This is a genomic window from Rhizobium sp. WYJ-E13 (genome assembly GCF_018987265.1).
GTDB lineage: Bacteria > Pseudomonadota > Alphaproteobacteria > Rhizobiales > Rhizobiaceae > Rhizobium.
In genome coordinates this window covers 114,782-126,851 of sequence record NZ_CP076854.1, presented here as the reverse complement: position 1 = coordinate 126,851, position 12,070 = coordinate 114,782, and the positions used below count along the sequence as shown (strand labels likewise).

General features: G+C 61.2%; 13 protein-coding genes. All 13 read left to right on the top strand.

What is annotated here, in order from left to right:
• Positions 1-76: 76 nt before the first annotated feature.
• The 13 genes from KQ933_RS22125 to KQ933_RS22065 all read left to right on the top strand — a co-directional run bounded on the left by KQ933_RS22125 (position 77) and on the right by KQ933_RS22065 (position 12,033).
• On the top strand, positions 77-1,480 hold the full coding sequence (locus KQ933_RS22125) for an adenylate/guanylate cyclase domain-containing protein (RefSeq protein ID WP_216760006.1): 1,404 nt from the start codon (positions 77-79) through the stop codon (positions 1,478-1,480).
• An 84-nt stretch (positions 1,481-1,564) separates the two neighbouring features.
• Complete coding sequence (locus tag KQ933_RS22120) at positions 1,565-2,545, top strand: HlyD family secretion protein (RefSeq protein WP_216760005.1); 981 nt, start codon at positions 1,565-1,567, stop codon at positions 2,543-2,545.
• Positions 2,546-2,582: 37 nt separating this feature from the next.
• Positions 2,583-3,764, top strand: coding sequence for an ABC transporter permease (locus KQ933_RS22115; RefSeq protein WP_367882540.1), 1,182 nt, complete (start codon positions 2,583-2,585; stop codon positions 3,762-3,764).
• Positions 3,761-4,894 (top strand): ABC transporter permease, encoded by a 1,134-nt coding sequence (locus tag KQ933_RS22110; protein ID WP_216760003.1) that lies wholly within the window; start codon positions 3,761-3,763, stop codon positions 4,892-4,894. The genes KQ933_RS22115 and KQ933_RS22110 overlap by 4 nt, the downstream gene beginning before the upstream one ends.
• A 160-nt stretch (positions 4,895-5,054) precedes the next feature.
• Positions 5,055-5,357: a putative quinol monooxygenase gene (locus KQ933_RS22105; protein WP_216760002.1), complete on the top strand. Its 303-nt coding sequence runs from the start codon at positions 5,055-5,057 to the stop codon at positions 5,355-5,357.
• A gap of 114 nt (positions 5,358-5,471) precedes the next feature.
• Positions 5,472-5,804 carry a DUF2282 domain-containing protein gene (locus KQ933_RS22100; protein ID WP_216760001.1) on the top strand — a complete coding sequence of 111 codons (333 nt, stop codon included), beginning with the start codon at positions 5,472-5,474 and terminating at the stop codon, positions 5,802-5,804.
• 63 nt (positions 5,805-5,867) lie between these two features.
• Positions 5,868-6,755: a DUF692 domain-containing protein gene (locus KQ933_RS22095; RefSeq protein WP_253958387.1), complete on the top strand. Its 888-nt coding sequence runs from the start codon at positions 5,868-5,870 to the stop codon at positions 6,753-6,755.
• A gap of 33 nt (positions 6,756-6,788) precedes the next feature.
• Positions 6,789-7,769: a hypothetical protein gene (locus tag KQ933_RS22090; protein WP_216760000.1), complete on the top strand. Its 981-nt coding sequence runs from the start codon at positions 6,789-6,791 to the stop codon at positions 7,767-7,769.
• Positions 7,766-8,575: a DUF2063 domain-containing protein gene (locus KQ933_RS22085; RefSeq protein WP_216759999.1), complete on the top strand. Its 810-nt coding sequence runs from the start codon at positions 7,766-7,768 to the stop codon at positions 8,573-8,575. Before KQ933_RS22090 ends, KQ933_RS22085 begins: the two co-directional genes overlap by 4 nt.
• A gap of 59 nt (positions 8,576-8,634) precedes the next feature.
• Positions 8,635-9,081, top strand: a complete 447-nt coding sequence (locus KQ933_RS22080) for a DoxX family protein (RefSeq protein ID WP_253958447.1) — start codon at positions 8,635-8,637, stop codon at positions 9,079-9,081.
• Entirely contained in the window at positions 9,078-9,698 is a 621-nt protein-coding gene (locus tag KQ933_RS22075) for an RNA polymerase sigma factor (RefSeq protein WP_216759997.1), read from the top strand. Before KQ933_RS22080 ends, KQ933_RS22075 begins: the two co-directional genes overlap by 4 nt.
• A complete protein-coding gene (locus tag KQ933_RS22070) occupies positions 9,698-10,348 on the top strand; it encodes an NrsF family protein (protein ID WP_216759996.1) in 651 nt (216 codons plus the stop codon). Before KQ933_RS22075 ends, KQ933_RS22070 begins: the two co-directional genes overlap by 1 nt.
• A gap of 122 nt (positions 10,349-10,470) precedes the next feature.
• The gene (locus KQ933_RS22065; RefSeq protein ID WP_367882551.1) at positions 10,471-12,033 is read left to right on the top strand and encodes a Na+/H+ antiporter; all 1,563 of its coding nucleotides are present in this window, start codon (positions 10,471-10,473) and stop codon (positions 12,031-12,033) included.
• The last annotated feature ends 37 nt before the right edge of the window (positions 12,034-12,070 follow it).

The window sequence follows — 12,070 nt, the reverse complement described above, 5'->3', positions numbered from 1 at the left end:
CGTTGAGCACAAGCAAGGGTTGGATAGCCAGAAGATGTAAACGTTGCGACCCGTCACATCAGTCGACGAGTCGGTGATGGACAGCCCGTTCGATAGAACTGGTCTGCGACAGCACGTTGATAACAATGTCGTCTCTGCATTTGAGCAAGCTATCCGTGCCGCGCCCGATGTACGATTAAATCGAATGAATCCGCTGAAGTTCGCCGCAGAGCACGGGCTCGATCTAACCGAGACCATTTCGGGATTTCTGCACGCAACGCAGCGCGGGATATTTGAGCTGTCGTGGAATGTGGTCTGCAGCACCTGCGGCGGTGTCCTTCATGCCGCAGGCTCCCTTCGGGACGTCAGTTGCGAGACCTATGCCTGTGCCCTTTGCGTCTGGGATTGTGAGCCGAACCTCGACGAGACCGTGGAGGTGACTTTTACCGTCGATGCCCGAATCCGGAATATCGGCGCTCACCATCCGGATAGGCTCCCCTTGTGGCAATATACCAGAGAATGTTTCTGGAGCTCCGGCAGCGACCTTCCTGATAACCTGGAGCCGTTCGCCAGAAATGCTGCCCTCGCCGCGTTCGAAGTGTCATCGGGATCGAGCGTGGAGCGCTTCCTGGAGCTTCACGAGGGTACCGCCGTGCTCTTCGACCCCGTCACGCACAGTTCGCGGTTTCTGGAGGTCGAAGGCAGCGACACGGCGGCGATGCAAGAGGTCGCGTTTTCGGTTCACGGCAGCCGCGGAGTGTTCGAGACGGTTCGCGTCAGGCCCGGAACGGTGAAGCTTGACGTGCAAAACCTGACGTCCGAACGAATCCTGCCGATCCTCTGGGAGGTTGGACCGGCGCTGAAGGAAATGGTCTCGCGGCGCGTGCCGGTCCTGACCGCGAGCCGGCTGATGTCGAGTCAGGCCTTTCGCGATCTCTACGGATCCAGCGTGCTGGATGTCAATCAGCACTTCAAGATCACCAGGTTGAGCTTCCTGTTTATCGATCTCAAGGAGTCCACGCAGCTTTATGGCCGGGTCGGTGATCTTGCCGCATACGACTTCGTACGCGCCTATTTTCGCGTCGTCGGCCAGATCGTCGAAAGCGAAGGCGGGGCAGTGGTAAAGACGATCGGCGACGCCGTCATGGCCACCTTCCCTGCCCCGCTGCAGGGAATTCGTGCCGCGGTCGCAATGAAGAAAGCACTGCAGGAGTTGAGTGTTGCGCGCGGCGCCCGCGAGCAGTCGGCCCGGATCGGTATCCATTGCGGGCCTTGCCTGGCTGTCGTGATGAACGACCGGCAGGACTACTTCGGCCAGACGGTCAACATGGCTTCCCGCCTGCAGGGCATCGCATCCGACCGAATACTTGCGACGGAAGCGGTGATGGAGGATGACGACGTTCGGGCATACATCGACGGATCCGGGCTCGTCACGGAAGGATTCACGGAGAAGCTTCGGGGGATCGAACCCGAACAGGCGGTTTTCGCAATCCGAGCCTGACCGGGTCGGTATGCGTCCGCTCACACAGGTGTTTTTTCAATATGCCGCAAAGGGGTTGCGGTCAGAAGAGGGCATAAGAAACAGATGAAGAAGGCGGTTAGAGCACTCGTTGGAATTTGTGTCCTTGCAGCGCTTGGTGTGCTTCTCTGGTTTGCAACGCGGCCGCCACCACTGGTCGTCCAAGGCGAAGTTTCCGCAAATCGGGTGGATATCAGCCCGCGCGTCGGCGGGCGCGTCGCGAAGCTCAACCTCGAAGTCGGCGACATGGTCAAGCAGGGCGACGTCATCGCCACCCTGGAAAGCCCGCAGCTGATGGCATCCATGCATATGGCGGAAGCCGCCCTCGCCGTCTCCGAGGCGGACCTCGTCCGCGTCAACAGCACCCGGCCGGAGACGATCGACGCGGCCAAGGCGGAACTGGCCGCCGCAAATGCCGATGTGGTGCTTTATCAGGAAGAGTCGGCGCGGCAGGCGAGACTCATCAGCACCGGCGCCTCCAGCCAGGCGCTGGTCGATCAGGCGAGCAGAAACCTCGATGCCGCCATCCGCAAAAAGGAATCCGCGGATGCGAACCTCCGGCTTGCCATCGCCGGCGCCAGCAAGGAGGAAAAGGCCCTGGCAGCCACGCAGGTCGAGCAGGCGCGCGCATCGCTGAACCAACAGCAGGTCGACGTCGGCGAACTGACGATACACTCTTCCATCTCGGGACAGGTGACGACGCGCGTTGCCGAGCTGGGAGAGAATTTCTCGGCGGGTGCGCCGCTGTTTGCCATCGTCGATATCGACCACCCGTGGTTCACCTTCAATCTTCGCGAGGATCTGCTCAAGGGGCTGAAGATCGGCGACCATTTCTACGTCACGGTCCCTGCCCTCGGTCCTGACAAGGTCGAGGTCAAGGTCACGGTGCTGAACGCGCAGGGCCAGTATGCCACCTGGAGAGCGACGCGTGCGACGGGCGATTTCGACCTTCGGACCTTCGAGGTTCGCGCGGAACCCGTCACCCCGCCTGCGGGCCTTCGGCCCGGAATGAGCGTCCTGGCGTCATGGCCTTTCGAGGGCCTGTGAGATGGCGTCGCGGCGCGACTTGCGGCCAGGCTTTCTGTTGGCGTTCAGACGGGAGTTCGACCGGTTCTACCGAACGCCTTTCCTGATCTTTGTGACCGTTGGTCTGCCTCTGCTGCTGATGGGACTGCTCGGCATCGTCTTCAGCGCCGGGCTCGCCACGCGGCTTCCCATTGCCGTTCTCGATCTGGATGGGAGCGACCTGTCGCGCACCATCGTCCGCACCGTGGATGCGACGCCAGACACTGCCGTGGCGTTCCGGGTGGCGGATCTTTCCGAAGGCCGCAAGCTCATCCTGAGCGGCAAGATGCATGGGCTGCTGTACCTGCCGGAGCATCTCGAGCGGGATGTCTTCGCGGGGCGGCGCCCCGAAGTCGTCTTCTTCTACAACATCCAGACGCTGACCATCGGCAACCTCACGCTTCGCGGCGTCAGCGCGGCGGTCCCCTCCGTCGAGGCCGGCATCCGCCTTCAGCTGCGCACCGCCGAGGGCGAGCCCGTCGATGCCGCCCGCGCCGACCTTGTGCCGGTGCCGGTCCAGGCAAATCCGCTGTTCAACCCGACGCTGAACTACGCCCACTTCCTTCTCGCGGCGCTGCTGCCCGCCGTTCTGCAGGTGATCATCGTGACGACCATGGCCTATACCGTCGGCCGCGATGCCGCCACACCCCACCGCTTCCGGGTAATGCGGCGCCTTGGGGGCGGGCTGTGGCCGGCGATCGCAGGCAAGATTCTGCCCTACACCCTGCTCTTCCTGGTCGTCCTCGGGATTTCCGACGCCGTGCTCTTCAGCGTCTTCGAAATGCCTCTGCGAGGAAGCCGCTACATCCTGCTTCTCGCGGCGGTGCTCTTCATTCTTGCGACGCAGCTGATCGGCACCCTGCTCGCGCTCGTTCTTCGCCCCGCAGCAAGCGCCATCAGCGTCGGCACGCTGATCTTTGCACCGTCCTTCGGCTATATGGGCATCGGCTTTCCGCGCCTCGGCATGAACGATTTCGCCTATCAATGGGGAAAGCTCATTCCGGGCACCTGGTATCTGATGGCGCGCATCGACCAGACGATACGGGGCACGCCCGTGGACCTTTCCTGGTGGCCGATCGCTTCCCTCGGCATCTTCGTGATCGTGTTTGGAAGCCTTGTGGCGCTCAGGCTCATCGCATTGCGGGCAAGCCCTCGTCGGGAACGCGTGAAAGATACCATGCACCGGGAGGCGACGACGTGAGAGCTCTCCTCATCATGTTTCGCACAGAGCTGCTGCGGATCCTGTCCATCAAGCCGGCGCTGGCCGCGCTCGTCATTGGTCCGCTGATCTACGCGCTCTACTATCCCCAACCCTATCGCAACGAGGCCCTTCGCGATGTGCCGATCGCGCTGGTCGACCTCGACGGAACGGACAGCAGCAGGCAGTTCGCCCGCCGGCTCGACGCCTCCAGCGATGTCGCGATCGCCGCGGTCCTGCCCGACGAGAAGAGCGCCGAGCGCGAAGTCTATGCCCGCAGCCTCTATGGCATCCTCGTCATACCGCAGCATTTCGAGCGCGACCTGCTGCACGGGCGCCAGTCACCCGTCGCCTTGTACGGCGATGCGAGCTATTTCCTCATCTATCAGCGGATATCGGGGACCGTGACGGCGGTGGCCCGAGCATTCGGTGCCGAGGTGGAGACGGCGCGGCTGATCGGAATGAGGGTCGATCCGGTCATCGCAGCCGCAGCGTCCGATCCGATGCCGCTGACCGCGGTAGCGCTATTCAATCCGCAGGGTGGCTACGCGACCTACATCCTGCCTGCCGCACTGGCGCTGATCTTGCAGCAGACATTGCTGATGGGCGTCGGGCTGCTCGGAACGATCGGGGGGCAACCCGCCGCGTCAAGCCGGACATCCCCCTCATCCGGTTCCATATCGACGGTCATCGGCAAGATGCTGGCCTATCTCGTTGTGGAAGCGGCGGTTCTGCCCTTCTACCTGATCGTGCTGCCCTATCTGTACGGCATTCCACGGCTCGGATCGCTCTGGACGGTTATGGTCTTTTCAATCCCTTTCGTTCTGTCCGTGTCCGCGCTCGGCCTGGTCATCGCGAGGCTCTTCCGGGACCCTGTCGTGGTGCAGCTCGTCGGCGGTGCCCTCGGCCTGCCCTTCATCTTTCTAGCCGGCTTCACATGGCCGATCGAGGCCGTGCCCGATCCGCTCAGAACGATCGCGCTGCTGCTGCCAAGCTCGACCGCAATTGCCGGGATCGTCGAGGTTTCGCAGCTGGGTGCGTCGCTGCCGGATGTCAGGCAGGCTTTTCTGGACCTCTGGGCGCTTGCGGGTGTCTACGCGCTGATTGCCATTGTGCTGGAAAAAGCCCGGTAACATCAGGCGGCGGTTTCCGGGTCTCAAACACGCGCCTGAAGCGGAGCAGCGCGCAACGACCGGCCAACGAAAGCAACGCCATACAATACGGAACCGAGAGCGTTTCCTAACCTCCTCAAACACCTGCGACGAAGTCCAGGAAAGAGAAAGGGGGTGGGAAGTGAGCAATGTTGCCGGGGTGATACCCTTCAAGGCAAAGCCCGGACGGGGTGAGGATGTCGCGAGGCTGATCGCAAACGCGCTGCCTCACGTCGAGCAAGAGCCCGGCACATTGACGTGGCTGGTCCTGCGTTCGGAGGCCGATCCGGATCTCGTGTTCGTTGTCGATCTGTTCGCGAACACGGCAAGCCGAACCGCTCACCTGAGCGGCGAGGCAGCCAAACAAATCTTCGCGACCGTTCCGCCGCATTTGGCCGAGCCGCCGGTTGTTCACGCGGCGACGATAACTGCTTCGAAAACCTAGCTCAGAAAATAATTGCGGCGGCGGCGTAACCTTTTCGGCCGATGCAGCGAACCTTCAAACCGGCGCTAATCGCCACTCCAGACCGTGGTCTGGTTCAATCAAATGGAGAAAGCAATGTCCAATCGTATGCTCTCGACGTTCGTCATCGGTGCCTTCGCAAGCGCAGTCGGTGCGCTCGCCACTTCTCCTGCAAGCGCGGAAGAATTCACCGCCGCTCAGAAGAAAATCCAGGCGGAACATACCGCACTCGTGAAGTCCGGCAAGGTGGAGCCATGCTTCGGCACGGCACTGAAGGGCCAGAACGATTGCTACGCCGGTGCCGGCACGACCTGCGCAGGAACAAGCACGGTGGATTATCAGGGCAACGCTTTCAAGCTCGTGCCGAAGGGCACCTGCACGACGATGTCCACGCCGAACGGCGCAGGCAGCCTCACTCCCAAGGCATGATGTGAAAGAAAGCCGGTCCCGCTCGGCGGGGCCGGCCAGCCGAGTGCAACGGGAGTGGAACGAATGACATCTTCAATGAGTCGCTTTCCAAAGACAGCCATGCACGGACGCGCGGGCGTCGGCCTGAAGGCCGAGCACTATCGGCTCATACTCGACACCTCGCCGGATATCGGCTTCTTCGAGGTTCATGCCGAGAACTATATGGGCGATGGCGGACCGCCACACCGGTACCTTTCGGCAATCCGCGAGCGATATCCCCTTTCGCTTCACGGGGTCGGTCTTTCCATCGGCGGGGCACGGCCTCTCGACAAGGATCACCTGAGACGGCTGAAGAGCCTTGTCGAGCGGTACGAGCCTTCGCTTTTTTCAGAGCATCTCGCATGGTCGACGCACGACGTCGATTTCTTCAACGATCTCTTGCCAGTGCCCTACACGTCCGAGACCCTGCGGCGGGTGGTGGAGCATATCGACGAAGTGCAGGAGACACTCGGCAGGCAGATGCTCCTTGAGAATCCCTCGACCTATCTCACCTTTTCCGAAAGCACCTATTCCGAGACCGATTTTATCGCCGAGATCGCCCGCCGTACCGGATGTGGCCTGCTCCTCGACGTCAATAACGTCCATGTAGCGTCAGCGAACCAGCTCTGGGATCCCTTTCAGTATATCGACGCCTATCCACTCTACCATGTGGCCGAAATTCATCTCGCCGGCCATGCCACGGAAAAGGACGAGGCGGAAAGGCCGCTACTCATCGATACCCATGACCGCCCTGTCGATGACCTCGTATGGGCGCTTTACGCACACGCGCTGGAACGCCTCGGCCCGGTGCCGACACTGATCGAGTGGGACGCCAACGTTCCTTCCTGGCCGGTGCTCGCGGCAGAAGCCAAGCGAGCTGAAAATCTGATGAATGCGATCGGCCTCATCGACAGCCGCCCAGCGGCGGAATGACTTGCATGGACCTCGCTGCGGAGAATAAATCTCATGGTTAATCACAAGGTGGCGGTTTACTATACGTGGGACCGCACAGACGAAATCGAAGCGCCGCTCGGGATTATCGACAATCGATTCCCCTCGCTTTTCGAAACCCGGCGAATTCTGTTTCCGCATTACGAAGAGTTGGCCGATCCCGATCGCTTCGATCAGGGGATCGCCGGCTTCATGGACCAGATTCTGAAGAGGAATTTCGTCGAGTTCGTGGAGACAGCCACGGAAGTAACCGGCACCGGCGTCGAACAGGTCGAACGCGGGGACGGCAGCGGCACGATCCGCAGGCTAAGCGATCTGCCGCTGGACGATGTCGATACGCTGATCGTCATCAGCTTCGATTCGATCAGAAGCGGCCAGCATGCCGGCGCAGACGAGATTGCCGCTGCGCGTTCGTTTCTGGACAAGCCGGGGAATCTCATGTTCGTCTGCCCCCATCACGACATCGGTGATGTCGATGACGCTTCCCCGGCCGATCGGACCGAAGTCCAGACCGAGCATTTCCTCCACCACGGCGACAGGACCATTCCACCCCAGCAGCGATTTGGCGGATTTGCGCGAACCCTGCTTGCCGGCCTGGGCACACCGATCGAGAACCGGTTCGGCCTTCACCCGGCGGCGCTGCCGGACGGCTCCCCGGCACCGATTGTCGCAGAACATCAACTGGACCGGCTCGGCCTGCTTTCGCGCGTTGAAACCTTCAATCTGCACCCGCACCTCCCGCATATGGAAAGGTTCGGCGAAGCAATCGACAAGATGAGCGTGCTTGCTCGTCAGCCCATCGATCCGAACGCACCGTCCCATCCGTTCACGCGTGACGGACGGTTTACACTTGACGCTCTTTTGCAGTCGAAGCGTGGTGTCTTCAAAGGCGATCTCCTTGTCGGCGATGCGACGCTGTGGAGCTCGACCGCCGGCGGCTTGGAGAGCCTGCGCCGGCTGTGGACGAATGTCGTCTCGCGTGGGCGACATTCATGATCGTGTCGGACGCACTGACCAACAGATTGCGGGAATTCGCCTTGGCCCTGCTCGATCCAGAGCGGCCGGTCCCTGTCGGACTGGTCGGGCCCGACGGTCTGCCAAGCCAGCGGCGTTTCAACGTCTATCGCAACAACGTCGTTGCGGGCCTGACATCCACGCTGCGGGACGCCTATCCTGCCGTCGCCAGGATCGTCGGCGACGAATTCTTCGCGGCGATGGCGCGGATTTACGTCGCGGTGCGGCCGCCGCGCAGCCCCATCATGCTGGACTACGGTGCGACTTTTCCCGAATTCATCGGAACCTTCGAGCCGGCCGGCTCGGTCCCCTATCTGGCCGATGTCGCGAGGATCGAAAGGGCGTGGGTCGAAGCCTATCATTCCCCTGATGTGGAGCCCCTCGATCCGGAGGTCTTCACGCATATCGCGGCGGAGGATCTGCCCAATGTACGCGTCATCCTGCATCCGTCATGCAGACTTGTGCGATCGACGTTTCCGGCGGTGAGCATCTGGCAGATGAATGTATCGGAAGGACCGGTCGGCGAGATCAGTCTGCGACAGGGCGGGGAAAACGCATTCATCATCCGCTCCGGGGCGGACGTCGAAGTGCGACCTCTGCGATCGAGCGCTGTCCGGTTCGTGGAAAGCATCGCGACGGGAGAAACGATCATCGAGGCGATGAAGGATGCGATGAGCGAGGACACTGCGTTCGACCTGTCCAGCTGTCTGTCGGCGCTCATGACCACGAGAGCTTTTATCACATACGGCCTGTCACCTGGCGGCAGGCCGCTCTTCGAGGACGTTTAATGACCATCTCGCAACATCGGCAACGAGGACTCGGCACCTTCATCGAGGCCGTCTCGGCAATGATCGCTCGCATCGGCCATGCAGTGGCTCCTCCCGTTCTCAGGATCGCCCTGGCGCTCCCCTTTTTCCGGTCCGGCTTCACGCGGTGGGACGGTTTCCTGTCGATCTCGGCCGGCACGCAGTTCCTTTTCAAGGAGCAGTTCAAACTTCACATCCTCGGCGGCGAATATCCCTTTCCGGCGCCCGATATCACTGCATTCATCGTGGCGATCGCGGAGATCGCTCTGCCGCTCCTTCTTCTCGCTGGCCTTGCCACGCGATTCACAGCCACGGCCCTGCTTATCATGACCGGTGTGATCCAGCTGACCTTCCCGGACGGGTGGGCAAATTTCCACCTCTACTGGGCATCCATTGCACTCGCGATCATGGCCTTGGGCGCTGGTCCGATGTCACTCGACTGCCTGATCGCCAAGCTTTGGCATCGCGCTGACAGCACCCTTTCATGAGTGAAGAGCGCGGCGATCGACTGACTTTGGTGTCATCCGGATCGGCGGCCACTGAAGCCGAACGGGCGCAACGCCTCGATCTGGACTGGACCATCCTCATGGCGCGCGCCCAGACCGGAGATTCCGCCGCATATCTACGTCTGCTGCAGGAAATTGCGCCCTATCTTCGGGCCATATCTGCCAGATATCATCGGGACTCCCGCGATATCGAAGACACCGTGCAGGACATTCTTCTCACGGTACATTCGATCCGCGAAACCTATGATCCTACTCGACCGTTCGGGCCGTGGCTCCTTGGAATAGCAAACCGGCGCGCGATCGACCGGCTTCGGCGGCAGGGACGTCAACGCGCACGGGAATATCCATTGTCGCGAGACCATGACGCGGTTACGACTCAAGAAAATGTCGAGGAGACCGCAAACAGAGTGCGACTGCACAGCGCGATCGACGATCTCCCTCCTGCACAACGGCAGGCGATCAGGATGCTGAAGCTCGAGGAGATGTCCCTGAAGGACGCTTCTGAGGAAAGCGGCATGTCGATCAATTCGCTGAAGACGGCAACGCACCGCGCCCTCAACAGCCTGCGGCGAATTCTGTTGGATCGGGGTGACCGCTGATGGAGACCGCCGAACTGATCCGCTCTCTTGCGGACAATGTCAAACCGGTGAAGCGACTTCGGCCGCCGCTGATCCGCTCGGCCGCGTGGGTGCTGATGGCGCTTGGACTGATGCTGCTTCTGACGGCAATCCATGGTCCGCGTCCCCAGTTCGGCGAGCGGCTGAAGGATGTAGTGTTCATAACGGGTATGCTGTCGTCGCTTGTCACGGGCATGCTGGCGGCGGTCGCGACCTTCTTCGTCAGCCTGCCCGATCGCTCGAGGCTCTGGGTGGTGTTGCCGCTTCCAGCCCTTGTCGTCTGGATGTCCACCATCGGCTACCAATGTTTTGCGGGATGGGTCGATCTGCCGCCCAGCGCGGTCACAGTTGAAGCGGCGTCCGGGTGCCTGCTCACCCTTGTTGTGACCAGCGTTCCACTCTCGCTGATGATGATCTCCATGCTTCGCTACGCGGCGCTTCTCCGGCCGGTCGGCGTCACACTGCTTGGAAGTCTGGCCGTATCCGGGGTCACCTGCTCGGCGCTCGCCATGTTTCATCCACTGGACGCGACAATCATGGTTCTCGGATGGAACCTCGGAACAGCAGCCTTGCTTGCGGGAATAGCCTCGCTGCTGAGCCGAAAGGTTTCGCGTCGCCATCCAACTGATTGAACGTGTGTCGTGCCGGCAACAACGAACGATTAACTCTGTAAAATAAGGGACATCGGGTGGAAGCCATTGCCGTTAGCCTTGTTCTGATCGCCCTTGTCGTCGTCAGCAGTATCCTGGCGAGAATGCTGCCGCTCCGCCTTCCTATTCCTTTTGTGCAGATCTTGCTCGGGGCTGTCGCCGCGCTCGCATTTGACCTTCGTGTAGAGCTTGATCCGCCGACATTCCTTCTGTTTCTCGCGCCCCTGCTCTTTCTTGACGGCTGGCGAACTCCCAAGGAGGGTCTTCTGCGGGATAAGGGCACGATCGCGGCTCTTGCTTTCGGTCTGGTGTTTTTCACGGTCCTTGGAGCAGGTACTTTCATCCACTGGATGATCCCGTCCATGCCATTGGCCGTCGCATTCGCTCTCGCATCAGCTATTTCGCCAACGGACGCGGTCGCCGTGTCCGCCATCGTGAGCCGGTTACCCATTACAAAGCGGCTGATCCACATCCTAGAAGGAGAGTCGCTTCTCAACGATGCTTCCGGTCTGGTTTGCATGCGCTTCGCGATCGCCGCCGCGACGACAGGCACCTTCTCGTTGCTGGAAGCATCGACAACGTTTGTCTGGATCGCCATCGTAGGGGTAGCGATTGGAGCGGCCGTGGCGCTTGTGGCCACGACGGGCAAGGACTTGATATCACGGCGTTTCGGCGAGGAAACCGGATCGCAGATCCTCATCAGCCTTTTGATTCCCTTCGCCGCCTATATGCTGGCGGAACGGGCGGACGCGTCCGGAATCCTGGCAGCAGTCGCCGCCGGCGTTGTTATGGGTTGGGAAGAGCGATCGGGACGAGCGTTGCCAGTCACACGGCTGCAGCGGGCGGCAGTGTGGGACGCGCTCCAATTTGCCGGCAACGGTGCCATATTCGTCGTTCTAGGGCAGCAACTTCCGTCAATTTTTGTCGCCGCATCGGAGGCCGTGCAGGAGACAGGAAATCCAGGCACTTTCTGGCTCGCGATCTACGTCGTCGCGATATTGCTTGCACTTCTGGTCCTGCGGGCGACCTGGGCGTGGGTAACATTGCGGATGTTGCTGTTTCGCGAAGCGAAGGCCGATGCCAGTTTCGCAATGCCGCACTGGAGGCTCGTCGCGGCGACCTCGCTTGCGGGCGTCCGCGGCGCAGTCACATTGGCCGGCGCGTTCGCGCTCCCGATCACGCTCGACAATGGATCGCCGTTTCCATCGCGGGATCTTGTCATCTTCCTTGCGGCCGGCGTCATCGTGCTATCGCTTGTCGTGGCAAACCTCGGCCTTCCCATGGTCCTCAAAGGCGTGCGGCTTCAATCCCAATACAAGGTCCACCAGGAAGAGGTTCAGGCGCGCGCCGCGGCGACACAGGCAGCGATTTCCGCGGTAGAACAGAAACTTCGTGAGCTGGCTCCCGGCCTCGCCGACGATCTCCATCGCGACACAGCGGCAAGAGTCTTGTCTGCCTATCGTCAGCATTCCGCTGCGCCATCGGACCCCACCGAGCTCGAAGACACAGATATCAGGGATATCGAACGCGAGCTCCATCTAGCGGCCATACGCGCCGAACGCATCGAAATCTACAAGGCAGCCCGCTCCAACCAGCTCCCTGAAGAAATCGCTTCCCGCCTGATCCGCGAAGTGGACCTCATGGAGTCCCGTTTCAGTTCTTCTTGACTCTGCTAGCCCTGGCCTGCCTCCCAACCGTGAGTGA